Origin of the sequence: Enterobacter sp. DTU_2021_1002640_1_SI_PRY_ASU_LCPMC_013 (genome assembly GCF_032389435.1) — a bacterium.
Lineage (GTDB): Bacteria > Pseudomonadota > Gammaproteobacteria > Enterobacterales > Enterobacteriaceae > Enterobacter > Enterobacter hormaechei_C.
The window spans coordinates 945,782-970,370 of sequence record NZ_CP135594.1 but is presented as its reverse complement, the minus strand read 5'-3'; the positions used below and the strand labels follow the sequence as shown (position 1 = coordinate 970,370).

The 24,589-nt window shown below is 53.1% G+C and carries 23 protein-coding genes and 1 pseudogene; 8 read left to right on the top strand and 16 right to left on the bottom strand.

Annotated features, from left to right (window positions below; genetic code table 11):
- Positions 1–228: 228 nt before the first annotated feature.
- Both hemB and RS584_RS04625 read left to right on the top strand, forming a co-directional pair.
- Positions 229–1,203 carry a porphobilinogen synthase gene (gene hemB, locus RS584_RS04630; protein ID WP_015571323.1) on the top strand — a complete coding sequence of 325 codons (975 nt, stop codon included), beginning with the start codon at positions 229–231 and terminating at the stop codon, positions 1,201–1,203.
- A 128-nt stretch (positions 1,204–1,331) separates the two neighbouring features.
- The gene (locus RS584_RS04625) at positions 1,332–3,032 is read left to right on the top strand and encodes a lysophospholipid acyltransferase family protein (RefSeq protein ID WP_015571324.1); all 1,701 of its coding nucleotides are present in this window, start codon (positions 1,332–1,334) and stop codon (positions 3,030–3,032) included.
- Positions 3,033–3,111: 79 nt separating this feature from the next.
- Here RS584_RS04625 and tauD read toward each other — a convergent pair whose 3' ends face one another.
- From tauD to mmuP, 6 genes are all read right to left on the bottom strand, one after another.
- Positions 3,112–3,963, bottom strand: coding sequence for a taurine dioxygenase (gene tauD / locus RS584_RS04620; protein ID WP_315749014.1), 852 nt, complete (start codon positions 3,961–3,963; stop codon positions 3,112–3,114).
- Entirely contained in the window at positions 3,960–4,787 is an 828-nt protein-coding gene (tauC, locus tag RS584_RS04615; RefSeq protein ID WP_003863170.1) for a taurine ABC transporter permease TauC, read from the bottom strand. The genes tauD and tauC overlap by 4 nt, the downstream gene beginning before the upstream one ends.
- Positions 4,784–5,551, bottom strand: a complete 768-nt coding sequence (tauB, locus tag RS584_RS04610; RefSeq protein WP_015571326.1) for a taurine ABC transporter ATP-binding subunit — start codon at positions 5,549–5,551, stop codon at positions 4,784–4,786. The genes tauC and tauB overlap by 4 nt, the downstream gene beginning before the upstream one ends.
- Positions 5,552–5,561: 10 nt before the next feature.
- Positions 5,562–6,524, bottom strand: coding sequence for a taurine ABC transporter substrate-binding protein (gene tauA / locus RS584_RS04605; protein WP_315749013.1), 963 nt, complete (start codon positions 6,522–6,524; stop codon positions 5,562–5,564).
- A 221-nt stretch (positions 6,525–6,745) separates the two neighbouring features.
- A complete protein-coding gene (mmuM, locus tag RS584_RS04600; RefSeq protein ID WP_315749012.1) occupies positions 6,746–7,678 on the bottom strand; it encodes a homocysteine S-methyltransferase in 933 nt (310 codons plus the stop codon).
- Positions 7,665–9,065 carry an S-methylmethionine permease gene (gene mmuP / locus RS584_RS04595; RefSeq protein WP_017383140.1) on the bottom strand — a complete coding sequence of 467 codons (1,401 nt, stop codon included), beginning with the start codon at positions 9,063–9,065 and terminating at the stop codon, positions 7,665–7,667. Before mmuP ends, mmuM begins: the two co-directional genes overlap by 14 nt.
- Positions 9,066–9,222: 157 nt before the next feature.
- Here mmuP and RS584_RS04590 point away from each other — a divergent pair, with 157 nt between their 5' ends.
- The 5 genes from RS584_RS04590 (at position 9,223) to RS584_RS04570 (ending at position 15,580) form a co-directional block, all read left to right on the top strand.
- Positions 9,223–10,332 carry an AI-2E family transporter gene (locus RS584_RS04590; protein WP_017383139.1) on the top strand — a complete coding sequence of 370 codons (1,110 nt, stop codon included), beginning with the start codon at positions 9,223–9,225 and terminating at the stop codon, positions 10,330–10,332.
- 114 nt (positions 10,333–10,446) lie between these two features.
- A complete protein-coding gene (locus tag RS584_RS04585) occupies positions 10,447–12,231 on the top strand; it encodes a diguanylate cyclase (protein ID WP_315749011.1) in 1,785 nt (594 codons plus the stop codon).
- A gap of 382 nt (positions 12,232–12,613) precedes the next feature.
- Complete coding sequence (locus tag RS584_RS04580) at positions 12,614–13,108, top strand: molybdopterin-dependent oxidoreductase (RefSeq protein ID WP_165747358.1); 495 nt, start codon at positions 12,614–12,616, stop codon at positions 13,106–13,108.
- Positions 13,109–13,125: 17 nt separating this feature from the next.
- Positions 13,126–15,063, top strand: a complete 1,938-nt coding sequence (locus tag RS584_RS04575) for a putative bifunctional diguanylate cyclase/phosphodiesterase (RefSeq protein ID WP_023295995.1) — start codon at positions 13,126–13,128, stop codon at positions 15,061–15,063.
- A 259-nt stretch (positions 15,064–15,322) separates the two neighbouring features.
- Positions 15,323–15,580: a YjhX family toxin gene (locus tag RS584_RS04570; RefSeq protein ID WP_003863178.1), complete on the top strand. Its 258-nt coding sequence runs from the start codon at positions 15,323–15,325 to the stop codon at positions 15,578–15,580.
- A 67-nt stretch (positions 15,581–15,647) separates the two neighbouring features.
- Here RS584_RS04570 and RS584_RS04565 read toward each other — a convergent pair whose 3' ends face one another.
- Genes RS584_RS04565 through RS584_RS04525 form a run of 9 tightly spaced genes read right to left on the bottom strand, consistent with a single transcriptional unit; the run spans position 15,648 to position 22,125 of the window.
- Complete coding sequence (locus RS584_RS04565; protein ID WP_315749010.1) at positions 15,648–15,809, bottom strand: type VI secretion system baseplate subunit TssF; 162 nt, start codon at positions 15,807–15,809, stop codon at positions 15,648–15,650.
- 7 nt (positions 15,810–15,816) lie between these two features.
- Complete coding sequence (locus RS584_RS04560; RefSeq protein WP_271454936.1) at positions 15,817–16,218, bottom strand: hypothetical protein; 402 nt, start codon at positions 16,216–16,218, stop codon at positions 15,817–15,819.
- Entirely contained in the window at positions 16,200–17,522 is a 1,323-nt protein-coding gene (locus RS584_RS04555; protein WP_315749009.1) for a phosphatase PAP2/dual specificity phosphatase family protein, read from the bottom strand. Before RS584_RS04555 ends, RS584_RS04560 begins: the two co-directional genes overlap by 19 nt.
- Positions 17,515–19,278, bottom strand: a complete 1,764-nt coding sequence (locus RS584_RS04550) for a bifunctional alpha/beta hydrolase/class I SAM-dependent methyltransferase (protein ID WP_315749008.1) — start codon at positions 19,276–19,278, stop codon at positions 17,515–17,517. Before RS584_RS04550 ends, RS584_RS04555 begins: the two co-directional genes overlap by 8 nt.
- The gene (locus RS584_RS04545) at positions 19,275–19,907 is read right to left on the bottom strand and encodes a lysophospholipid acyltransferase family protein (RefSeq protein WP_315749007.1); all 633 of its coding nucleotides are present in this window, start codon (positions 19,905–19,907) and stop codon (positions 19,275–19,277) included. Before RS584_RS04545 ends, RS584_RS04550 begins: the two co-directional genes overlap by 4 nt.
- A 9-nt stretch (positions 19,908–19,916) precedes the next feature.
- Positions 19,917–20,846: a phosphatidate cytidylyltransferase gene (locus RS584_RS04540; protein ID WP_315749006.1), complete on the bottom strand. Its 930-nt coding sequence runs from the start codon at positions 20,844–20,846 to the stop codon at positions 19,917–19,919.
- Positions 20,839–21,441, bottom strand: coding sequence for a CDP-alcohol phosphatidyltransferase family protein (locus tag RS584_RS04535; protein WP_315749005.1), 603 nt, complete (start codon positions 21,439–21,441; stop codon positions 20,839–20,841). Before RS584_RS04535 ends, RS584_RS04540 begins: the two co-directional genes overlap by 8 nt.
- Positions 21,442–21,473: 32 nt before the next feature.
- A complete protein-coding gene (gene tssJ, locus RS584_RS04530) occupies positions 21,474–21,809 on the bottom strand; it encodes a type VI secretion system lipoprotein TssJ (protein ID WP_315749004.1) in 336 nt (111 codons plus the stop codon).
- Positions 21,754–22,125: a DotU family type IV/VI secretion system protein gene (locus tag RS584_RS04525; RefSeq protein ID WP_410493173.1), complete on the bottom strand. Its 372-nt coding sequence runs from the start codon at positions 22,123–22,125 to the stop codon at positions 21,754–21,756. Before RS584_RS04525 ends, tssJ begins: the two co-directional genes overlap by 56 nt.
- A 338-nt stretch (positions 22,126–22,463) precedes the next feature.
- Here RS584_RS04525 and RS584_RS04520 point away from each other — a divergent pair.
- Positions 22,464–23,489, top strand: a pseudogene (locus RS584_RS04520) (tyrosine-type recombinase/integrase); the annotation flags it as partial.
- A gap of 489 nt (positions 23,490–23,978) precedes the next feature.
- On the opposite strand, the gene RS584_RS04515 reads toward RS584_RS04520, so the two are convergent.
- Positions 23,979–24,542 (bottom strand): hypothetical protein, encoded by a 564-nt coding sequence (locus RS584_RS04515; protein ID WP_315749003.1) that lies wholly within the window; start codon positions 24,540–24,542, stop codon positions 23,979–23,981.
- Positions 24,543–24,589 lie beyond the last annotated feature (47 nt).

Sequence of the window (24,589 nt, the reverse complement as noted above, 5' to 3'; positions counted from 1 at the left end):
ACATGTAATATAACACAATGAATCATTCATAGTTATAATCCCCGCCCAATACAGAAGCCTCGCCAATATTGCACACCCCTCTCAACACCATAATAAGTCTTATAATATATAAATTACATGTAGCGAATATTAGTCGATTTCGAAAATCTAAAAGACAACTTTAGTAAAACACCGCTCCCCGCTTTCAGGTACACTATGCCTCTTTGTTCCACAAACATCAGGCATACCATGACCGATTTAATTGCACGTCCCCGTCGCCTGCGCAAGTCACCCGCACTGCGCGCCATGTTTGAAGAGACAACACTGACCTTAAACGATCTGGTGTTGCCGATTTTTGTTGAAGAAGAGATCGATGACTACAAAGCCATCGACGCGATGCCGGGCGTGATGCGCATTCCTGAAAAGCATCTGGCCCGCGAGATCGAACGCATTGCGAATGCGGGCATCCGCTCGGTAATGACGTTCGGTATCTCCCACCACACTGACGCGACCGGCAGCGATGCCTGGAAAGAAGACGGCCTCGTCGCCCGCATGTCGCGCATCTGCAAAGAGAGTGTGCCGGAGATGATCGTCATGTCCGATACCTGCTTCTGCGAATACACCTCTCATGGCCACTGCGGTGTGCTGTGCGATCACGGCGTGGACAACGATGCGACCCTGCTAAATCTGGGCAAGCAGGCGGTGGTTGCCGCCGCTGCGGGTGCGGATTTCATTGCGCCTTCTGCGGCGATGGATGGACAGGTGCAGGCGATCCGTCAGGCGCTGGACGCCGCGGGCTTCACCGACACCGCCATCATGTCCTACTCCACCAAATTCGCCTCCTCTTTCTACGGCCCGTTCCGTGAAGCAGCCGGCACGGCGCTGAAAGGCGATCGTAAAACCTATCAGATGAACCCGCTGAACCGCCGCGAAGCGATTCGTGAGTCTCTGCTGGATGAAGCCCAGGGCGCTGACTGCCTGATGGTGAAACCGGCTGGCGCATACCTGGATATCCTGCGCGACATTCGCGAACGCACCGAACTGCCGCTGGGCGCCTACCAGGTGAGCGGCGAGTACGCGATGATCAAATTCGCCGCGCAGGCGGGTGCCATCGACGAAGAGAAAGTGATCCTCGAAAGCCTGGGGGCGATCAAACGCGCGGGCGCGGATCTGATCTTCAGCTATTTCGCGCTGGATCTGGCTGAGAAGAAAATTCTGCGTTAATCCGCTTTAGCGCCGGGTAACGACTTCGCCTTACCCGGCCTGCTCTCTGCGCTAATCTTCACCAAACTGCAATACAAACGACATCTCCTCCTTCTACTGTCTGGGCAAGACGGCAGGAGGAGTGATCAATGTTTAGTCTCGACAGCGTTCTTGATGACCTTTGGCCTCAGGCGAGGCCCGCACCCTGGCAAAAAAGTCTGTTAAAAAGACTGCTTCACGAAGACGAATTTCAGCAGTTTGCCGCCAGCCACCGTCACCTGAAAGGGCTGGATATGGTGGAGCAGGTACTGGAACACCTTGATATTCACTGCTCCGTTTCCGCCCGCGACCTCGAACAAATCCCCGAACACGGCCCACTCATTGTGATAGCGAACCACCCCACCGGCACCCTGGATGGGCTGGCGCTGCTGTATGCCGTTTCCCGCGTGCGCCGCGACGTCAGGGTTGTTACCAACAGGATGCTGTCCCACCTTGAGCCCCTCAGTTCATTATTTATTCCCGTAGATAATATGGGCGGAAGAACCGCAAAAGCTTCGCTGATACAGATGGAGCAGCACCTGCAAAACGCCGGCGTGCTGATCTTCTTTCCGGCGGGCGAAGTTTCCCGCCCAACGCGCAAAGGCATCCGCGATAAAAAATGGCATCCGGGCTTTATCAAGCTGGCCGGCAAACTACGGGTGCCGCTACTCCCGGTACATATCCAGGCGCACAACAGCCTGCTGTTTTATGCCAGTACCCTGGTCTCGCCAACGGTATCCATGCTGCTGCTGATGCAACAGATGTTTCGCCGCCGTCACAGTCAGCTGCCGATCAAAATCGGCCAGCAGATTGCCTGGAATGACCGGTTTAGTTCTACCCTTTCATCGCGTGAGATGGCCGAGCAGTGTCGTCAGCACGTGATACGTCTTGGCAAGGGATTGCCTGGCGTCTTTAAAACCCAGTGCGCCATTGCCCGCCCGGAAGACAGGGCCACGCTCAAGCGCGAACTGGCGCAGGCCGAGTGTCTGGGCAAAACCAGCGATGGTAAGGCCATCTATCTTTGGCAGCGCAACGGGCAGGAAGAGGCGCCTCTGCTGCGCGAGCTTGGGCGGCTGCGCGAGATTGCCTTTCGTGCCGTGGAGGAAGGCAGCGGGAAGCGCCGGGATACCGACAGCTACGATGATGACTATCTGCACCTTATTCTGTGGGATGACGATGACCTGGAGATTGTCGGCGCGTACCGCTTTATGCCAACGGCCATGCAGGTGGAAAAGCGCGGCGTCGAGGGGTTGTACAGCTACAGCCTGTTCCACTACGACGAAAAAATGCAAGACATACTTGAGCACGGTATTGAGCTGGGGCGCAGCTTTATACAGCCGCGCTACTGGGGGCGTCGCGGTCTGGACTATCTGTGGTCAGGCATTGGCGCCTATCTGGCACGCTATCCCCATTACCGTTACCTGTTTGGTCCGGTGTCCATCTCCGGCGGCTTACCGCCTGCCGCACGGGATCTGCTGGTGGCGTTTTATCGTCTCTGGTTTCCGGCCAGCCATCCCTTAGCCGCCTCGCGTCAACCCTACCCGGCCTCACTTCCGGACGTGCTGGCACAGTTTGGCGGAGTGGATTACGTAGATGACCTGACAAAGCTGAAATCCCTGCTCGGCAACCTGGGTTGCGGCATTCCGCCGCTCTATAAACAGTATTCCGAGCTATGCGAGCCAGGCGGCGTGCAGTTTATCGATTTCGGCAGCGATCCGGCGTTCAATAACTGTATCGACGGGCTGGTGCTGGTGGATCTGTGTTATCTGAAGGCAAACCGCTATCAGCGGTATATAGAAGCACACCTCTAGCTCCGTTGCCCGGTGGCGCTGCGCTTACCGGGCCTACAATTAAACGTAGGCCCGGTAAGGCAACGCCGCCACCCGGCAATCAAGGCGCACGGTAAAACGGTTTATCCCCCAGGATCGTCGCCCGCTGCATAATCCTTCGCTGCGGCAGGTAATCCGCATTGGCGTAATGCTGCGTGACGCGGTTATCCCAGATCGCCAGATCGTTCTCCTGCCAGCGCCAGCGCACCTGGAACTCCGGTTTGGTGATGTGCGCGAACAGGAAGCCGAGCAGCGCCTCACTCTCTTTTTCCGCTACGTCCACGATACGCGTGGTAAACCCTTCATTCACAAACAGCGCCTGCTTTCCGGTCACCGGATGGGTACGCACCACCGGGTGCAGCAGCGGGGGATGTTTTGCGACCGCATCCAGCCAGCGCTGGTGCTCCTCTTCGCTTTTGCGGTACTTGTATTCCTGGAACGATTTTTTGAAGTCATGCTCCGCCCGCAGGCCGCTCAGCAGGGTCTGGAGCGGCGCGGAGAGCGCCTCAAACGCGGCAATCCCGCTGGCCCACAGCGTATCCCCACCCGTCTCCGGCAGCTGTTTTGCTGCCAGAATCGCCCCGGCTGGCGGTGTGTCGATAAAGGTAACGTCCGTGTGCCAGTTGTCATTATCGGGCGGGTTATCGTTATGGGTGTCCAGCACGATAATTTCCTCCACCCCTTCCGCATGCGGGTAGACCGGGTGGATATGCAGGTCGCCAAAACGCAGGGCCAGCGCGCGCTGCTGCTGCGGGGTAATGGCCTGTTCACGCAGGAACACCACCTGATGACGCAGCACCGCGTGGTACAGCTGCTCAAACTGGTTATCGCTCAGCGGACGGGTTACGTCCAGGCCCGACACCTGCGCGCCAATATACGGCCCCAGCGGGGTAATGGTCAGTCGTTCACTCATTGTATTTCTCCATGCCAGGGCGTCAGGCGACGCTGTAGCGCGCGCAGTCCCAGTTCTAATCCAAAGGCAATCGCGGCGATCACCGCGATCCCTGCCAGTACTACGTCAGTCGCCAGGAACTCTCCCGCCGACTGCACCATAAACCCAAGGCCGCGCGTGGCGGCTATCAGCTCTGCCGCCACCAGCGTAGACCAGCCCACCCCAAGGCCGATGCGCAGCCCGGTCAATATCTCCGGCAGCGCGCCCGGTAAAATGACGAACAGCAGTACCTGCGCGCGGCTGGCGCCGAGCGACTGCGCCGCACGTATGCGTACCTGCTGCGCACTCTTTACGCCAGCCAGGGCCGACATGGCTACCGGCGCAAATATCGCCAGGTATATCAGTAAGATCTTTGACGTCTCGCCGATGCCAAACCAGATCACCATCAGGGGCAGGTAAGCCAGCGGCGGGACGGGACGGTAAAGCTCTATCAGCGGGTCGAGAATGCCGCGTACCGTCGGGCTCAGTCCCATCGCGATCCCCACCGGAACGCCAATAATGACCGCCGCCAGCAGCGCCACCAGAATACGCGTCAGACTGGCGCCTAAATGCTGCCAGAGCGTGGCATCCATAAAGCCCTGCGGCCCGGCGATAGTAATCAGTTTTTCCAGAACCTGGCCTGGCGGGGGCAGAAACAGCGGGCTGACCCACTGCTGCGCGGCAACCGCCCACCATACCGCCAGCAACACCACCAGCGTGCTGACGCTTAAAGTGAGCTGGCGAGAGAACGGCCAGCGTAAGGCAAGGCGCGTCCGCCGCGTTTTTTCACTGAAAACAATGCTCATGAGAACGCCTCCCGTTGCTCAAACACGCGGCTTAAGACGTATTCACGCTGTTCAATAAACAGCGGATCGGATTTGATGCTGCGTACCGGCTCTCCCGCCACATAACGCCGGGCAAACTCAAGCGGCAGGCGCTCCAGCACGCGTCCCGGCCCTGGTGAGAGCAGCACCAGCTCCGTCGCCATAAACACGGCCTCTTCGATATCGTGGGTGATTAACAGCACCTGCTTGCCGGTTTCGTGCCACAGGCGCAGCAGCAGGGTTTGCATCTGCTCGCGAGTGAAGGCATCCAGCGCCCCGAAAGGTTCGTCCAGCAACAGCAGCTGTGGGTTAGCCGCCAGCGCACGGGCGATCCCGACGCGCTGACGCTGCCCGCCTGAAAGCTGCCAGATAAAGCGTTTTTCAGCCCCCTCCAGCCCGACCTTTTTCAGCATATCGCGCGCCGTATTCAGGCGTTGTTCACGCGCTACACCGGCCAGTTGCAGACCAAACGCAACGTTTTCCTGAACGTTTCGCCACGGGAGTAATCCTTCATTCTGGAAGACCACGCCGCGCTCTGCGCCCGGCCCCGTTACCCGTTTCCCTTCCAGCTGGATCGTGCCGTGCTGATACGGTACAAACCCGGCGATCAGGTTCAGCAGCGTCGTTTTCCCGCAGCCGGACGGCCCCAGCACCACCAGCAGTTCACCGCTGTCCAGCGTCAGGTTGATCTCTTCCAGGGCGGGTTTGCCGCCGTAATCGGCAGACAGGTTTGTAATGTTCAGCATTGCAGCCCCCTTATTTCACAAAGCGATCGGTCACGAACTGGCTGTAATCCGCCGCCACCGCAGGCACTTTGCCCTGCTCTTTCAGGAACGTCGCAGTGTCGACAATCGCTTTGCTCACCGGCCCGTTCAGCTGCTGGACCTGCTGCGCAGGCGTCAGATAGGTGTTGCCTTTTACCAGCCCCGGCACGTCAGCTTCCGGCACGCCGCTCAGACGTGAGAGTTTCTCCAGGTTGGCGGGCTGTTTCAGCCATTCATCCGGGTTGCTGATGTATGGCTGCTGTGCGTCGATGGCGCTTTTGGCGAAGGCTTTCACCACTTCAGGGTGTTTCTCGGCAAAGTCCTTACGTACGACCCAGACATCAAGGGTTGGCGCCCCCCACTGCCCCACTTTTTCGGAGTCGGTCAGCACGGTGCCCTCTTTTTCCAGCTCGTTGACGGCGGGCGCCCAGACGTATGCTCCGTCGATGTCGCCACGCTGCCAGGCGGCAATAATCGCCGGAGGTTGCAGGTTAATGATCTGCACCTGGCCCGGCTTAATGCCCCAGTGTTTCAGCGCTGCCAGCAGGCTGTAATGCGTAGTGGAGATAAACGGCACCGCGATGCGTTTGCCGATCAAATCTTCAGGTTTTGTGATGCTTTTCTTCACCACCAGCGCTTCGGAATTTCCGAGCTGCGACGCCAGCAGGAAGACTTCAATCGGCACCTGCTGGCTGGCGGCCACCGCCAGCGGGCTGGAGCCCAGGTTGCCAATCTGCACGTCGCCCGAGGCTAACGCCCGCACAATCGCCGCGCCGCTGTCGAACTTGCGCCAGTCGACATTCGCCCCGCTCGCTTTGGCGAAGATGTTATCCGCCTGCGCGACTTTCGCCGGCTCAGCGGAAGTCTGATACGCGACGGTGACGTCCACCGCCTGCGCCTGAAATGCCCACAGCGCCAGTGCGCCGAGAAGTGTGATCCGCGATGAAATTGCCATAAGTCTGCTCCCCTTGTTGTTATGAGGGCAGTATTTCCGGCGCGAGAATTTTGATAAAGGAATAAAAAAGAATCGCTAATGACGATTCGTTTTTAGAAAAAAAGCGGGAAAGGATAGTGAATTTTGTGCGGTTGTTTCGCCGGGTGGCGCTGCGCTTACCCGGCCTACGGTTCGTGCAATTTGTAGGCCGGGTAAGGCGCAGCCGCCACCCGGCAAAAACCTCAGCGCTGAACCGTCAGCGCAGCAATATCCTGCGGCGTGGTGCGACAGCAGCCGCCAATCAGCTTCGCACCGGCATCCAGCCACTGCGGTAAATACCCCGCCAGCGTCTCGCAGGCTTCACCGTGGTGATGCCAGGTTTTGCTCACCGCATCATAATGCTCGCCGGAATTCGGATAGACCACCAGCGGCAGCGACGTCAGGCTGTGCAGATGCGTCAGCGCAGCGGTGGTGTTTTCCAGCGCGATACAGTTGATCCCCAGCGCGACAACCTGTGGATAGCTTTCGAGCGCAGAAACGACATCCCGCAGCGGCGTCCCGTCACTCAGATGCTCGCTGTCACGCAGGGTAAATGAGAACCATGCCCGGGCGCGAGGATACGCCGTCAGCAACGCCGCCAGCGCCTTAATCTCCGGGAACGAAGGCAGCGTTTCACAGGCCAGCAGATCCGCGCCCGCATCCAGCAGCGCCTCCACGCGGGGACGGTGGAACGCGGTGAATTCTTCGGCGCGACGCGCGTAATCGCCGCGATATTCAGATCCATCGGCAAGATACGCGCCGTACGGCCCTACCGACCCCGCCACCAGCAGCGTGCCCGCCTGCGCATTCTCTGCCAGGTACGCTTCCCGCGCTTTGCGTGCCAGCTCTACGCTTTTGCCAATCAACGCCCGGGATTGCGCCTCGTCGAGCCCGCGTGCGGCAAAGCCCGCAGGCGTGGCCTGATAGCTCGCGGTGATCGCCACCTGTGCCCCCGCGCGGTAGTAGTCGAGGTGCACGTCACGGATCAGCTCCGGGTTTTCCATCAGCACTTTGGCCGACCAGAGGCTGTCGGCAAGGTTACAACCGCGCGCTTCCAGCTCCGTTGCCATCGCCCCATCCAGCACGACAAACGGCTGGTTTTCAAGGAGGGCGGTAAGCGGATTATTCTGCGACATGTTCAGGCTCCTGCGTGGTCAGGTTTCGGGTCAGGTAGTACGCACCATAACACAGGGCGACAAACGGAAGCCCGCAATAAAGGGCAATACGCTGGCTGGGGTCAAACCACAGGCCGACACAGGCCACCAGGCAGAGGATAAAGCCAAGCACGGGCACCAGCGGATACCATGGCGCGCGATACTGCAACGCCGAAAGCGGCTGCCCGGACTGCACGTGACGGCGACGAAACACGAAGTGTGACGCGCAGATGCTGATCCACACCGCCACCACCGCAAAACCGGAAATGGCTGACAGGGCCACAAACACCGTATCCGGCGCGACCACGCTGGAGAACAGCGCCAGCACGCCGCCCAGCATGGAAACGGAGAGCGCCGTCAGCGGCACGCCGTTTTTGTTGACGCGGGCAAAGCAGCGTGGCAGCGTTTTCTCGTTAGACAGAGACCACAGCATACGGCCAGAGGCATACAGGCCCGAGTTCGCCGCCGAGAGGATCGCCGTCAGGATCACGAAGTTAAAGATATCCGCCGCATACGGAATGCCGACCTTTTCAAACACCAGCACGAACGGGCTTTTCTCCACGCCAGCCTGTTGCATCGGGATCAGCGCCGCCAGCACAAACACGGTGCCAATAAAGAAGATGATGAGCCGGGCGATGGTGGTGCGAATAGCAACCGGAATAACCTTGTGTGGGTTTTCCGTTTCTCCTGCCGCGATGCCGATAAGCTCCGTTCCGGAGAAGGCAAAGTTGACCGCCACCATGGTCATCAGGATCGGCAGACCGCCGTGCGGGAACCAGCCTTCGGCAGTAATGTTGCTCAAGCCCGGCGCCGGTGAACCGTCCTGCATCGGGATAAAACCGAAGATCGCCGCCCCGCCGAGAATAATGAAGGCGATGATGGTGATGACTTTCACCAGCGAGAACCAGAATTCCCCTTCGGCGAAGAAGCGCGTGGAAATGACGTTAAGAGCAAAAATCACCACGCAAAAGACGACGCACCACGTCCAGACGGGAACCTGCGGGAACCAGTACTGCATACAGAACCCGGCTGCGGTAAAGCTCGATCCCAGCGCCACTGTCCACGTAAGCCAGTAGAGCCACGCCACGGTATACCCTGTCGCCGGGCCGAGATAACGAGCGGCGTAGACGTGGAACGCGCCGGTTTCCGGCATTGCTACGGAAAGCTCGCCCAGACACTGCATAACCAGCCAGACCACCAGCGCACCAATAAGATACGCCAGCAGCGTGCCCGCCGCGCCGGTTGTCGAAATGATGTATCCGGTATTGAAGAATAACCCTGTGCCGATAACGCCCCCCAGCGAGAGCATAATCAGGTGACGGGTTTTCATGGTGCGCTTAAGCTGCCCGTTTTGTTGTTCTGTTTGCATATTACCTTCTAAACGTATGGACATCTAAACATCCAAAGAAGGGTGTTATACCGCGATTGTTAACAAAAAGCCACCCGACGCGACTTCGGCGCAATTATTGGTAAATCTTTAAATCAGTTCTATAGTCGACACAGTTTCTTCTTCACCAGGACTCACTATGCGATTTAACGGACTGACCAAAGGTTTCTTTATTCTCATCCTGGCCCTTGTTACCTGGGCTTTCTTTGACGTGCTGTCACCCTATTTCTCGGCGATTCTGTGGGCCGCGATCCTGACCATCATTTTCAACCCGGTGAAAAACAAATTGCGTACCGCGCTGGGCGATCGCAACGGGCTGGCTTCCCTCCTTACACTCGGCATTATCTGCCTGATCGTGTTTATTCCGTTGATGGTGATCCTTTCCTCGCTCGCGGTGGAACTGAACATGGTTTACACCAAGCTGCAACAGAACAACACGCAGTTCCCGGAAGTCATCGCCGGTATTTTCAACCGACTGCCGGACTGGGCCAGCGGCTTCCTGGCGGATCACAACCTGACCAACGCCGCGCAGATTCAGAAAAAGCTTTCCGATGTCGCGTTACAGGGTGGACAGTATCTGGCGGGAAGCGCGTTCCTGATTGGTAAAGGGACGTTCGGCTTTGCTATTAGCTTCGGCATTATGCTGTACCTGCTGTTTTTCCTGCTCAAAGACGGGCCCTATCTGGTGCGCCAGATCCTCGACTCGCTGCCGCTGTCTGACTTCGCCAAACAGCACCTGTTCGCTAAGTTTGTCGGCGTCTCACGAGCCACGGTAAAAGGTACGGCGGTCGTGGCAGTGGTTCAGGGTACGCTTGGCGGTATCGCCTTTGCCATCGTCGGTATTGACGGTAGCGTACTGTGGGGAGCGCTGATGGCGTTCCTCTCCCTGGTGCCCGCCGTCGGCTCGGCTATCGTCTGGGTTCCCGCCGCGATCTTCCTGTTTGCCACTCACCAGCTGTGGCAGGGTCTGTTCATTGTGGGCTTTTTTGTCATTATCGTCGGGCTGGTGGACAACCTTTTACGTCCGCTGCTGGTGGGCAAAGACACCAAAATGCCGGACTACCTGATACTGATCACCACGCTCGGCGGTATGGAGCTGTACGGCATTAACGGTTTTGTTATTGGGCCGCTGATTGCCGCCCTGTTTATCGCCTGCTGGAACCTCTTCTCCGGCCGCGACCACGCAGGCAACGCCGAGGAGCTGGACGCAGACTTTATCGAAGAGGGAAAAAACCCTCCGGATCTCTAACGAAACGCGTTTTGTCAGGCGGCCCTGTGCCGCCTTTTTTTTCGCGATAAATCAGGGGTTTTCTATAATCTGAAATGAACGCTCTTCCACATTTGTCGTAGAAGGATCCAACAGGTGCGAATCGCCACGATCACAAACTGGGCCTATGGTGTCACGGTGTGCCTGACCATTGCCTCCGGTATCGTCATGCTGATGGCTTCCCATGCCGACAACGTAGAGCGTCAGGCTGTTAAGCAACGACAAATTTTTGACCAGCTTACGGAAGAGATTGAGGCAGAAACCTGGATGCTCTCCGATTTAGCGCGCCTTTACGCCATCAAAAAAGAGCCCGATGTGCTGAAAGCGTACCAGGCGAAAGAAGGTGAACTGAAGAATATTGAACACAAAGTGGGACAGTTAAAAGATACGGGCGCAACGGGCGAAGAGCTGGCGCTGCTGTATGAAGGGCTGAAGATTGTTGATGGCCTCCAGGATGAACAGCAGGCAGCAATTGCCAGCGTCGCCCGGGGTGAGGAACAACAGGCCATTGCGTTACTCTTCGGCAAAATCTACGAACTTGAAACGGAACGCGCCCAGAGCAAGATTGACCATTTTCGTATGCTGCTGGATAAGCGCATTATTGCTGATGTCCAGGCAGCGACCAACACGTCGAAAACGCTGCGTACCGCCTCAGAGCTGATGGTCGGCCTGACCGCCCTGCTCTTCTTATTCGTGATGGGCTTTATTCTCAAGCACCGCGTGCTGCGCCCGGTAGTGCGCCTCAGCGATGTGGTTCACCGCCTGGCCTCACAGGATTACGGCGTCGAAACGCCCAATTTCAACCAGGTCGATGAGATAGGCGATATGGCGCAGGCCATTCGCATTTTCCGCGAGAACGGGCTGGCAAGGCAGCGGCTTGAAAAAGAACGCGACGCAGACTGGGCCATCCGCGAGCTGCTCGCGCGAATGACCCAGCGCTTGCAGGGGTGCGAGAACGTCAGCGACGTGATTGAGGTGGCAGAGCTGTTTGCTCCCAACATTGCGCCGGGTATCGCCGGACGTCTGTATATCCTGGATCGAAACCCGTGGGAGATGCGCTGTGCGGCGGAATGGTTATCTCCACAGGGAGAAAAAAATGCTTTCCACCCCGATCAATGCTGGGCCATACGCCGTGGTCAGAGCCATCCACCGGTCAACGGCGAGCCGGATATCGGTTGCCAGCATCTGCCTGAATCACAAAAAGACAGCTCACTGTGCGTGCCGCTCATTGCGCAGGGGGAAGCCATTGGTTTGCTGTCGTTTCAGAACATCACGCCAGAAACGGCACCGTCCCGCGCATATCTCGAATTAATGGCGGAAGCCCTGGGTCTGGCGCTGGCCAACCAGCGTCTGCGCGATGCCCTGCTGGAAAAAGCGCTATTCGACCCGCTCACCGGCTTGCGTAACCGTCACCACCTGGAAGATACCCTGCGCACTCAGATAGCTCAGGCAATGCGCAATGATGAGCCGATGAGCTGCATGATGATCGACATCGATCACTTTAAAAGCATTAACGATCGCTTCGGCCATGAGGCTGGCGATCATGTGATAAAGAGCGTGGCGACAATTGTTCAGCGTGCCGTGCACGATGCCGGCCTGGCCTTCCGCTTTGGTGGCGAAGAGTTTCTGGTGCTGCTAACGGGTGCGGATGAGGAAGCGGCTCACGCCTGCGCAACGGAGATTTATAACGGCGTCCATACGCTGTCGCTGCGCTATGGGCTTGCTGAGATTGGCCCGGTGGATGTGTCGATCGGGATCGCCAGTTACCCGCAGCACGCCCAAAGCGACGACCTGCTGCGCGCGGCAGACGTGGCGCTTTACCGGGCGAAAGAGCTGGGGCGCTCGCGGATCGTCAGTTTTAGTATGCTGGAGACGGGTTAACCGAAACTCAGTGCAAATGACGTCAGAGGTACGCGCACTCTCTTATTCCCTCACATTGAGGGTGCGTTATCATTCTTTGTACAAATAAATCAATCTTAACGATGCCACCATTGATAAAAAATGGGGGGGCGTAAATATATCAATAATCAAAGCGATCATTTTTTAAACCCGGGTGGCTAATTACACTGAGTTTTTATGTTTTAAAAAACGTAAGCTCCAGCCAGAGGTCTGCAATCACGGGGCAAACAACGATTATCCATTTGATTTTAATACATTTAATGAGGTATCGTTTGCAAAAAGCCGTGGCGTTCAACAAAATAGACAAACTTATAGGATAAATAACTTATAATTCTTATACTTCTGTTAAAAAGAGGAGGCCAATATGCGAATAATCCTAATGCTGTGCTGCTTTTTGGTACAAAGTTTAAGCTGGGCTGGCGAACTGCCAAAGCCTGTGGGCAAACCTATCTTAACCATTACCGGTAATATAGAAAATACGAACGAAAATGGAAAAGCCGTTTTTGATATTGCCGGCCTGGAAAAACTGGGGATGGTGAGTTTCCAGACGACCTCTCCCTGGTATAATGGCCGCACGAAGTTTGAGGGTATCCCAATGCGCAAACTCATGGAGTATGTGGGTGCTAAGGGTTCTGTTCTGAATGTGGTTGCACTCAATGATTATACTACCGTCATCCCTCTCAGCGACTTCCAGAAATACAACGCCATCCTGGCGTTAAAGGTCAATGGCGAATATATGCGCATCCGCGATAAAGGTCCGTCATTCATCGTCTACCCTTATGACAGTCTTCCTGAACTCAATAATCAGATTTATTACTCGCGATCGGCATGGCAGGTCAGCAAAATGAAGATTGAATAGTAGTTCAGGAGAACATAATGAACAGGATACTGGTTGGTATCATTTTTTCTCTTTTTATCACTACGGGATATATAGCCTTTCTTGTCTACGACCGTCAGCAGGAGTTGCAAAAATTGACTCACTACACTGAGTCCTGGTCTGTAGCCCAACTGGTATCTGAATATTACCGATTTGAATCATGGATTGGACTGTACGCAACCGAGACTGATGACGTTACGGTAGACCAGGTTCGCATGCGCCTGGAAATCATGCTGAGCCAGAATGATTTATTGAAAGAGGGCGGCCTGGGTCGTTATATAAACAGCGCGAAAGCGCATCAGGTGCTCGCCTTACGCCTGGAAAATATACTGAACTATCTGGATGGTCACCTTGAGAAAATGAGCCGTTCAGAGTTAAAGCTCTATCTGAAAAATATGCATTTACTGGATGCACCGCTAAGCCAGCTTTCATCAACGGCTTTAACAAAAGATGTTAATACAATCAATGAAACTAACCTAAAAATACAGGTTCTGTATTATATTTATTCAGCACTTTCGCTGTTACTGGTTATTTTAAGCTTCATACTGGGCTTTTTGATTATCTATCAAAATAAAAACATTCTCAAAGCACATACACAGGTTAAAACTCTGGCTGAAGAACTTCAGCTGTCCAAAGAAACCCTGCAAATCCAGAATACAAAACTGGAATACGATGTTTATCATGACTCCCTTACCGGCATGAAAAACCGTCTTTTCTTCTGGGATGATCTCAATAAACTTAATCTACAGGCTGAGGAAAAACATATTTCGGTCACGGTGATGTTATTCGATTTAGACCGGTTCAAAGAGGTGAATGATACCTACGGTCATGATGCTGGCGATTTACTGTTACGTGAGGTATCCACGCGCCTTAACGCTTTGAGCCGCTTTTCAGAGACATTTTATCGTTTGGGCGGCGACGAATTTGCGTTCCTCTCCAGTGGCTTAACCGAAGCCGCAACCGTTTCACGCGCGCGAGAAATCAGTGATAGCATCAGCAAGCCCTATACAATTAATAATCAACTTATAAAAATAGCCACCTGTGTGGGTATTGTTTTATCGGATAACGAACGACGTTCAGATTACCTTTATAAATTTGCCGATCTGGCGCTCTATGAAGCCAAGAAAGAAGGTTCTCAGCAAATCAAAGTCTTCCGCCAGCGAATGCTACAGAAGTTGCAGGAAAGCAGAACCCTTGAAAATGATATGGCAAGAGCAATAGAGAATGATGAGTTTATTGTTTATTACCAGCCTATTGTGAATTCCGTCAGCAAGGAAATTTACGGCTATGAAGCGCTTATTCGCTGGATGCACCCCGTCAAGGGGATGCTCTCCCCGGATAGCTTTATTTTCGCCGCTGAAAAAACAGGCATGATCAACGAGATAGGTAAAACCGTACTTAAACTGGCCTGTAGGGAGGCGGTCTCCTGGGCTGTTCCGGCCAGGATCTCCGTCAACGTCTCGCCTGTTCAATTGGGCAGCAAATCATTTATTAATACGGTGCAGTCCGTTCTAGCTGAGACCGGGCTCCCGGCTAACCGTCTTGAGTTAGAGGTCACAGAGTCTTCCCTCTTCAGTGACAGAAATAACCCCATTGCGATCCTCAAAAAACTACGCTCACTGGGCGTAAGAATTTCTATTGATGATTTTGGCACGGGTTATTCGTCGCTCTCCAGACTCAGCGAACTGAATTTTGATAAAATCAAGATCGATAAATCTTTTGTCAATCCGATATCTACGCAGGAAGATGCGCTTAATATTGTGAAGCTGATTACCGGTATGGCTAAAAGCCTTAATATGGGCGTCATTGCCGAGGGCGTTGAGACCGAAGAGCAGCTTGAGCGGCTTCAGGCTCTGGGTTGCGAGCTTGTGCAGGGATATCTTTTCAGCAAACCACAGCCTCAGGTCGACAGCAAAATTAAGAGCGGCCAGGAATGATCCCCTCTCCTCAGCCCGATACCAACCGGGATCACATTTTTCACCCCTGGGTATTCACTGACAATAACCAGGTGTTATCATTCACCCCGTAAATACCTATCAACTCAATCCGAGGCTTTGATGCTGGAGAATGTAATCATCCGATAATCAGCTTCCCGACCTTTCCAGGCCGGACTGATTATCAATGCGCCGAAATCGTATGCGGACACCGCTGTGTGTTTGCACGTTTTGCACATGATGATTAAACAGGTTTTCCAGTATGAATTTATCCCGTCAGGAACAACGTACCTTACACGTTCTCGCCAAAGGTGGCCGTATTGTGCACGTCCGCGATACCTCCGGCCGCGTCACCGCCGTTGAATGCTATAGCCGCGAAGGGCTACTGCTGGCTGACTGCACCCTCGCCGTTTTCAAAAAGCTCAAAACCAAAAAGCTGATCAAATCCGTTAACGGTCAGCCCTACCGCATTAACACCACCGGGCTGAACAATGTTCGCGCTCAGCCTGATAATCGTTGAGGAGAGGATGATGGATATCGGCAACAGATGGCCCAGCAGCGGCTCCGTAAGCTCCGGGATATCGTCATCAAGCTTGCGCCTGAGTTGTGCCATCATCAGCTTTATGAGACTGTCGGTCGATACCCAGCCGCCGACCGGCCTCCGGGTGTTGTTCAGCAAACTCACGCGCCACCGCCTTCAGCCAGTGCATTTCGCTGTCGAAATATTTCAGAAAGTCATGGTCATTCATAGGCTGGTTAATCCACCAACGTAAAAGACTGGTAAAGGACTGTGCACAGTGAGGCGACCCACAGCGCCATTAGCGAGAACATGGCCCGGTAAAAAAGGTTTCTCGCCCCTCGCCAACGTTCAGCCAGCGTACGAGTGTTACCCGTCTTTTTGGCCCACAAATTCGCCATCCCGTTATCAAATTCAGCGAGATCGCTTTCACTCTCAATGAGCTGAAAAAGTCGTTCATCCAGCCATATACGCCAACAGTAATAATGGGTCAGCAAAAAGAGTCCCATCAGCAACACGCAATCGAGTGAAAACAACAGGTTAAAGATCAGCACCAAAGGTGGCAGCGTCAGCGCAGCAAAGTAGCGCCAGCTCGACAGATGAATGTGCATGATTTTGTTGGTCATGGTGATATCTGACATTGCAGCTCCTTGCTGAACGTTTCCAGAAACTGAAGATGGGCGGGCGTAAGCACAACCTGAGGGCGCTGGGATTTGATTAACGCTACAGCCTGCGATACAGATTCGGCATGGCCTTCACTCAGCAGCCATGCAGCTACAACTGTTGCACTACGGGATAAACCTAAGGCGCAGCACACAAGCACACTTTCATGTCCTTGCTGCAGCTGACTGAGCCTCATCACGGCCTGGCGGATACCCCGTACGTCCGGCACCATCAAATCCATCAGCGGGTAAGCTTCCCAGTGATCTGCTTTGCGGCGGCCCCTATGAAATTCAGCCGTCAGATCGAAAACGGCGGCCTGCGCCATGGTTCTATCCGGAAAGCGACCCAATGCCACGCCATCATAAACAACGTTGCTCAGAGATATCCGTCGGGAAAACCATTTTTTTGAAAGCCATGCCCCGGCTAAATAGGGGAACAACAGCCAGCGGGCAGAAAGGGATAAATCGCCGTGATTATTTTTCTGAAACACCGACACCCCGAGCCCGGCATAGCCCGCCGCCACCATCAATAATGCCGCTGCAAACCACAGCAAAATGAAGCCGTGGGGGATCCACAATCCCACCAATAAAAACACTATTCCACCAGCACCATATTTCGCTGCGAGCCGTACGGCGTGCGCTGATGGGCGCTTCCACCGCCAGTGGCCTTCAACCGGAATGGCATAGCTAACCACCACGCCGACCACAAACCCGCTAACGACATCGATGAAATGGTGCTGCCAGGTGGTAAGCACAGATACCGCTATCAGCAAAAACCACGCACCGGAAAGCAGCCTTGCGCCCTTCCCCAGTTGCTGACGAAAACGCAGCCACAGCAGCCATGTCAGGATGATATGCAGCGACGGAGCCTGGTTATAAGGCAAGTCAAACTGTTCGAGCTGTTGAAAAAGCCAGCCAAACATCCCCTGCGTTTCCGGGCGAATGAAGGTGAATTTCAGCGGGAAAAGGAGAAAACCGACACAGGCAATCAGCGATGCGGCGAACAGCCGACAGCCGTGGCGGGTCAGCTCCTGCTTTGTAGTACATATAAACAGCGAAATGCCATACAGCAGGTCAATGCTCCAGTAGGGCACGATGGTCCAGGGCATAAACGGGATAGCATGTTCCCATCCAAGGACCATGCTTCCCACATCATGACGTGTGGCTGTGAACTGATTCACCTGCTCATAGCTGAGGAAAAACAGCGGTCCCAGCAGCATCAGCCAGCACATCCCCTGTTTCCAGAGGCTGACCTTGTTCTGCATGAGCGTGGACTCAGCCATGCTGCTTTCTCACGGCCAGCGAGACGGTGAAAATACCAAACTCATCAATCATCTGGTGGCATTTCTCGAAGCCCGCCAGCTCCACCAGCGTGTCCATCTCTTTTTGGGTACGCACTCGCATCATCCACGGAATGCCGTTCTGGTGGCTGGTTAAGGTATAAGCGATGGTCTTCAACTGCGGATGCCACGGTTGCCCGGTGTAAACTAGCACGCCGCCAGGCGGGATTGCTGCAGCCAGCCCGGCGAGCGAGGCTTTGATTAAGGAGTTATCCGGGAAGAGTTCATACAGCCCTGAAACGATCCCCAGAGTAGGAGCAGGCTCAAGCGTGGCGAGAGAATCATAGTCAAAGGCATTGCCCTTTTTGAACTGAGCAACGTGACTTAACCCGCGTTCTTCAATCATGGCCTGGCCCTTTTCGACATTCAGGTCGCTGTAATCACGCAGCAGGATGCTTTCGATATCCTGATGTTTCTCCAGCGCGTCGAGCACATAGCGACCGTGTCCGGCTGCGATATCCACTACACGTACCGGCATATCACTCTCTTTCAGCCAGGCGACAGCCTGCTCTATGACCTGCTGAATATTGACTTTTCGTACCCGGATCCCCTGCCAGCCAATACTGCTCAGGTAGTGTCGGTCAATCATGCGCCCCAGAATACCTGTGCCTTCCGGGTAGTTACGGTACACATAATCCAGCGTACTACCGGAATCAAAGCCCGTCTCGTAGCCCAGACGCATCCCCTTTGACAGTCTGCCGATTGTTTTCATGCCATAGCTCATTGAGGAATAGAACATCCCCTCCAGCGAGCGTGCTTTTGGCGGTGCCTGCAGTTCGCGGTACGCGTCGGCACTCGGGCTCCATTGGTCTTCATGGCTGTAATCGAAGGTGTAAGGTTTTGCCGCATACAGTTTGTCGATAAAGGTTTTCATTTTATCGAAGGCCATAGCCCTGTCTTTTTCACCCAGCGTATCGTGATAGAAACCGGGTAAAATATGCTGCTCTTTGATAGAACTTCGCAGACCGGCGTAGAATTGTTTTTGCGGCTTCGCATGCACGACAAAATCATCGCCAGAGATAAGTAATTGGGTCGGCAGCGTAATGGCGGCAGAGTCGGACACAATGCGCTCAGCCGTTTTGTAGAGATCAAGAAGAATGTTCACCGCGATTGCCCGCGTGATGAGTTTATCCTGCTCAAAACTGGCAACACGCACCGGATCGTGGGTAAGGAATTTTCCTTTCACGTAGGAGTTGACGTAGAACAGGCCACGGATCCGCTGCATCAACCCAAGGCCCGTTCGGGCGAACGGCACATACAGTTTGACCTTAAAGGCCGGGGAAGCCAGCACCATCCCCCGAATTTTCGGCGCATAGTCGTGAACCCAGGTAGAGACCAGTACCGCCCCCACGCTCTGCGCAATCACTACGATATCCTCAAGGCTGACCTGCGTGTCCTTCGCCACGAAGCGCACAAATTCATCCACGTCCAGAACAGAGCGAGCCAGGCTCGGGCTGTAACCGCGAGCGCCCGGCGATTGACCGTGACCGCGAGCATCCCAGGCGTAAAAATGCGTATCGGGCATATTCAGCTCATCGACAATGTGCTGCAGACGCCCGGAATGTTCATGCCCACGGTGAAACAACACGATCACTTTCTTACCGTTGCCTTCCGTTGCAGGCCAGTGGCGAAAATAGAGCGGCTCACCATCGCTGGTTGCAAATGTATTTTCCTGAAATAAACGCGCTTCCTGACTCATGTGGTTTTCCTTGTCGCCTGCTGTTGTAATGTGACGAAACGAGTGAATAACGATTGTTTAAAAGTGACTTTATCCGCGTCGTAAAACAGCGGTTCGTCGATAAAGATGTCGATAAAAAACGGCACGGGGATTTTCTGCCCTTTGCCCATTGAGCGGTCCAGACCGTGCATGTAGACGGGTATAATCGGCACCTCCGGGCACTGCTGGCTTAAATGCCAGATGCCAGATTTGATCTCTGCGAATTTCCCCGGCTCGCCCCGCGTGCCTTCAGGGAAAATAATCACAATTTTCTTTGCTGCCAGCGCATCGACGCAGGCCTGCAGCGGATTGGCCTGATGGGCTCCACGATAAACAGGAATGATGCCGATGACCTTCAGTGCAAACCAGCCAATCACTTTGTTTCGCAGGAAATAGTCTGCCGCCGCCACGGGCTGCACGTTCACCAGCGTTGAAAGTGGAAACAGCGTGAACAGCGTCAGCACATCCAGATGGCTGTTGTGGTTCGCCACGATAATGGCCGGGCCTTCCACAGGCAGCTTTTTGCGGCCTGACACGCGAACACCCAGCCATATCCAGACCACGGGGTACGCAATACACAACGTAAAGATCCAGCGCATAAAACGGTTCATCTGCGCTCCTTATACGTAGAAGTAGTAATAGAAGTGGAAGAACAGCGGCGCGGTGTAAATCAGCGAATCCAGACGGTCAAGGATGCCGCCGTGCCCCGGCAGCAGTTTCCCAGAGTCTTTCACACCAAAATCACGCTTGATGGCCGACATCACCACATCGCCGCAGAACCCGCTCAGGCCGATAATCACCCCGGCACCCAGCGAGTGGATCCAGTTCATCGGTGTCAGCAGCGGGCCGAAAATGGCCGCCAGCAGCGTGGTGGTCAGCACGCCGCCCAACAATCCGCCCAGCGTTTTATTCGGACTGACCTTCGGCGTGACCTTGATTTTGCCCAATGATTTTCCCCACAGATATTGCGCAATATCGTTAAGCTCAGTGGTCGCGACCAGGAATATAACCAGCAGTGCGCCTGCTTTAATATCCACGCCTGGCAACATCATCAGGAACGCGACGTGGCTTAAAGCAAAGACTGTTGTCATCATGCCCCAGTGCATGACGGATGCAGAGTGTAAGAACCCTTTCGTATCGCCAACGAGCACCATGCGGGCGGGCAGGAATAAGAAGATGTAAATCGGGATGAAGATAATGAACATGCCGTACCACGACATCCCCACCCAGATATATTGCAGCGGGATCGCGGCATACATCCACAGCAACGGCACGCTGTCAGAGCGGCGTGTCGGGGCCAGCGTCAGATACTCCTTCAGTGACAGGAAGCTGAGAAATCCGAAGAAGGTGAGTGCCAGCCCTTTAGGCGAAAGCATCGCCAGCGAAAATAAGCCAACGATGACCCACCAGCTGTTGATCCGCTGCTGGAGTTCCAGCCAGTTACGCTGCGGGCTGCACTTTTTTAAGATGAAGATAATGGCGGTCGCCAGTACTAAAACGCTGAAGAACCCACCAAGACAGTAATACAACGTGTGCAGGGAATCAGGCATTGGTGACCTCCAGCGCACTGCGACAGCGGTTGATTGAGGTCCAGGCCAGCAGCACAGCCGAGATACCAAAGACGATATTGGCGACGATGATGTACTGCGGCCAAAGCGCGATAAACAGACCCAAAGCCCCCAGAACAAAGGCACGGTCACTTTTACCCATCGGGCCACGATAATTTCGGCTGCCCGTCAGGGTCTGGGCAGTGATGCCGCAAAACTCTGTCAGCCACGACAGCAGTACCACCAGCACAACCAACCACGGAGCAACTCCGGTCAAAAAAGCAAACGCGAGATAGAGTGCAGCATCAGCGATAATGTCGCCGACTTCATTGAGGATCGCCCCAAGCCTGGACTGCTGGTTAAATTCCCGTGCTAACATGCCGTCGATAGCATTCAGCGCCATGCGGAAAAATAAAAAGACCGGCAATGATATAAAAAACAGAGGGTTCGGGAGGCACATCAACATGCCGCCGAGCAGAACCGAGGCCAGCATTGCCAATATTGTTACCTGATTTGCCGTCACTCCCATGGCATGCAGTCTGACGACGGTAGGTCGAAGTAAATTCTGAAACTTAGGTTTGATGTCATACAGAGTCACGTTATGGCTCCTGCCTTGTGTTTGAGGGATTTCTATTTCAATGGTCTTAAAAACAGGGTGTTATCTCGTACTTCAATGACGCGCGGCTCATCCGGGTCAAGTGAGTCGCGGCTTAACACCTTCTTCCAGGTGCCACGGGTTCTGTCCGGCTTGCGGAACAGACCGACCACCGCCACAAACTGTGCTTTTTCGTCCATCGGGATATCAAGATTGACCGTCTGGCCGGGGTTAACCGTGATCTGGCGCGAAGTCAGCAGCGAGTCCTTCAGCACCACATCCGGCTGTGCCAGCAGGTCTGTGTACTCCGTATTATCAAAGGTCTTGCGGTCGTTCAGTTGACGGAGTCTCTGAATACCAGACAGACACATCGGTATCTGGCTGAGTCATTACGGCTTCATCCAGAAATACACAATGTGCAAATTTAATTTCGTCGACAAGGTGGTTGGTAGCATCGGCTTTATTGAGATCTTTTTGAACTTGTTCAATCATGCTTTCGCAATGCTGATAAAGCGCTTTATCCACAACAACACCGGGAATATTCCTAATAGCCAATGCGAGAAGCCATGTATCCTGGAATATATTATCGATGAATGTTGATATAATGGGGTGTGCCTGAATATCCGTCCCGGAACTCGTTGAGATCACGCGGCTATGTCCATGATTAGAATGAGGCTCATTTTCAATGATGGTATTTGCGCGCAATTGGCCGGGCAATGAAATGGATGTTACAAAATGTAACGCAAATAGTATCTCAGCCTCTGAAGCCTTGTCACAAGCGGAATTGGAAATAATCTGGAAATAATCCAAAAGACAATTCAGTAATCTATTATTTTATTCTGAGACAAAATACATTCACATAAAGAATGAATTATTAAAAATCATTCCCCAGAAAAATTTTAGCACCCCTAACCAAAATTTAAGTATCAGTTCTCAATCACAACAACTGTGCATGTATGGAGATGATTTGCATAGAATAAAAATAGCCCATAGGGTTCTTGCAGATCATAGTTTATGTATTTCCCCGGGTAAGTAAGTTAGGCGAGACCCCTGATATGACCTTTGAGGAGGCTTGTGTCAGGTGGCTGGAGGAGAAGTCGCACAAGAAGTCACTGGACGATGACAAGAGTCGGATCGGATTCTGGCTACAGCATTTTGCAGGGATGCAGTTGAAGGACATTACAGAAACGAAGATTTACTCTGCTATCCAGAAGATGACAAATCGCCGTCACGAGGAGAACTGGAAGCTCATGGAAGAGGCGTGTCGCAAGAAAGGGAAGAAACCTCCAGAATACAAACCAAAGCCGGCAGCGGTAGCCACAAAAGCAACTCACCTCTCATTCATTAAGGCGCTTCTCAGGGCGGCAGAACGTGAATGGAAGATGCTGGATAAGGCTCCGATCGTCAAAGTTCCTCAACCGAAGAACAAGCGCATCAGATGGCTTGAGCCTTACGAGGCGAGAAGGTTGATTGATGAATGTCCGGAGCCGCTTAAGTCAGTCGTAGAGTTTGGGCTTTCTACTGGCTTAAGACGTTCGAACATCATCAATCTGGAATGGCAGCAGATAGACATGCAGAGAAAGGTTGCGTGGATTCATCCGGAGCAGAGCAAGTCAAATCAGGCCATTGGCGTGGCGCTGAATGATACTGCTTGCCGGGTGCTGAAAAAGCAAATCGGAAATCACCACAAGTGGGTGTTCGTTTACAAGGAAAGCAGCACTAAGCCTGACGGAACTAAATCACCTGTAGTGAGGAAGATGCGCTACGATGCCAACACTGCATGGAGGGCTGCTCTAAAACGCGCAGGTATTGAGGATTTACGTTTTCATGACCTGAGACATACGTGGGCAAGTTGGCTTGTTCAGGCTGGAGTCCCTATTTCTGTGTTGCAGGAGATGGGAGGCTGGGAGTCAATCGAAATGGTTCGTCGATATGCTCACCTTGCGCCTAACCACCTGACGGAACATGCACGACAAATTGACTCGATTTTTGGGTGTTCTGTCCCAAATATGTCCCATAGTGAAAATAAGGAAGGTACAAATGACGCGTAACTACTTGATATGAATGGTGCGATAATAGGAACCAACAAACCAACTCAACATACTGATTTATTGTGAAAATTTAAATTCGATAAATAAAACTATACACATCCCTATACACATCAGCGATAGCGTTCATTTTTTGGACCTGATTCTGGGTAAGAAAAAGTTTTTTTACACTTAACTGTTCACACTGTTCACCTCGATTATTTATCATTTAATATCATGTTGTTAGATGGTGATGAGTTGGTGAAGAGTGAACAGTCGACTCTTCACCATTGTGATTTTTGCTCGTTCTGGATGTGCCCGGTCAGGCGATGAGCGGGGGGATAAAAAGTTTTTTTGGGTTTGACTGTTCACACTGTTCACCTCTTGTTTTTTATCAATAATTTCATAGTGATAAAGGGTGAACATACGGTGAAGGGTGAACAGTAGATTGTTCACCCTTCATGGCAGAAAATATAAATTGCAGGTAAGAAAGATTATCCTGGCGCAGATGAATTAGTGTTGTGTTTTGATATTAAGCAAAGCTTTCTCAATTCTGGCTAGATTTTCAGCAATCTTTTTCTCATTACTGTTATCTGAGGCATCCACCCTAGCCAACGATAACAATTCAATATAACTTTCATTAGTAATATTTTTTGCGAAAGGGTTCTTGCTATTAGCTTTACGGAAAGTTGTAGTTACTCTAATTTTGTGGTCACCTAAAATCATCTTCGAATCAGCGAAATTTCCAAGCCTCAATATCCTGCATGAACCAGGTGCAAGGAATGGTATGCCTGAAACCAATGCACCTTTCGTTAACGCACTATACTCACCATTAGGCAGTGAATTCTTAAAGGTCTTTTCATCAAAACTGAAGGTTACATCTTTTGCAGCACTTTTACCTATATTCTTAATTACAATATTTAAAACAGTTTTGACTTCATTGTTTTGTTCAAGGTAAACAATGACGTCTGGGTAGGTGCTCTCTTTGTATACAAGGTAACTAATACATGATGAGCCAACGGCAACTAACATTGTTAATATATTTATTAATAACCCACTAGTCTGAAAGTAATCCATTTTCTACCTCTCGAAAAAAAGATGAAATATTCGACCATTATACACAT

Bases quoted from the DNA above. Each gene is read 5' to 3' on its own strand.
- RS584_RS04625 (WP_015571324.1), top strand. From the start codon at position 1,332: ATGTTTAGTCTCGACAGCGTTCTTGATGACCTTTGGCCTCAGGCGAGG.
- hemB (WP_015571323.1), top strand. From the start codon at position 229: ATGACCGATTTAATTGCACGTCCCCGTCGCCTGCGCAAGTCACCCGCA.
- tauA (WP_315749013.1), bottom strand. From the start codon at position 6,524: ATGGCAATTTCATCGCGGATCACACTTCTCGGCGCACTGGCGCTGTGG.
- RS584_RS04550 (WP_315749008.1), bottom strand. From the start codon at position 19,278: ATGAGTCAGGAAGCGCGTTTATTTCAGGAAAATACATTTGCAACCAGC.
- RS584_RS04575 (WP_023295995.1), top strand. From the start codon at position 13,126: ATGAACAGGATACTGGTTGGTATCATTTTTTCTCTTTTTATCACTACG.
- tssJ (WP_315749004.1), bottom strand. From the start codon at position 21,809: ATGTGTCTGTCTGGTATTCAGAGACTCCGTCAACTGAACGACCGCAAG.
- RS584_RS04540 (WP_315749006.1), bottom strand. From the start codon at position 20,846: ATGCCTGATTCCCTGCACACGTTGTATTACTGTCTTGGTGGGTTCTTC.
- mmuM (WP_315749012.1), bottom strand. From the start codon at position 7,678: ATGTCGCAGAATAATCCGCTTACCGCCCTCCTTGAAAACCAGCCGTTT.
- RS584_RS04555 (WP_315749009.1), bottom strand. From the start codon at position 17,522: ATGGCTGAGTCCACGCTCATGCAGAACAAGGTCAGCCTCTGGAAACAG.
- tauC (WP_003863170.1), bottom strand. From the start codon at position 4,787: ATGAGCATTGTTTTCAGTGAAAAAACGCGGCGGACGCGCCTTGCCTTA.
- RS584_RS04545 (WP_315749007.1), bottom strand. From the start codon at position 19,907: ATGAACCGTTTTATGCGCTGGATCTTTACGTTGTGTATTGCGTACCCC.
- tauD (WP_315749014.1), bottom strand. From the start codon at position 3,963: ATGAGTGAACGACTGACCATTACCCCGCTGGGGCCGTATATTGGCGCG.
- RS584_RS04560 (WP_271454936.1), bottom strand. From the start codon at position 16,218: ATGTCAGATATCACCATGACCAACAAAATCATGCACATTCATCTGTCG.
- RS584_RS04565 (WP_315749010.1), bottom strand. From the start codon at position 15,809: ATGAATGACCATGACTTTCTGAAATATTTCGACAGCGAAATGCACTGG.
- mmuP (WP_017383140.1), bottom strand. From the start codon at position 9,065: ATGCAAACAGAACAACAAAACGGGCAGCTTAAGCGCACCATGAAAACC.
- RS584_RS04570 (WP_003863178.1), top strand. From the start codon at position 15,323: ATGAATTTATCCCGTCAGGAACAACGTACCTTACACGTTCTCGCCAAA.
- tauB (WP_015571326.1), bottom strand. From the start codon at position 5,551: ATGCTGAACATTACAAACCTGTCTGCCGATTACGGCGGCAAACCCGCC.
- RS584_RS04580 (WP_165747358.1), top strand. From the start codon at position 12,614: ATGCGAATAATCCTAATGCTGTGCTGCTTTTTGGTACAAAGTTTAAGC.
- RS584_RS04590 (WP_017383139.1), top strand. From the start codon at position 9,223: ATGCGATTTAACGGACTGACCAAAGGTTTCTTTATTCTCATCCTGGCC.
- RS584_RS04515 (WP_315749003.1), bottom strand. From the start codon at position 24,542: ATGGATTACTTTCAGACTAGTGGGTTATTAATAAATATATTAACAATG.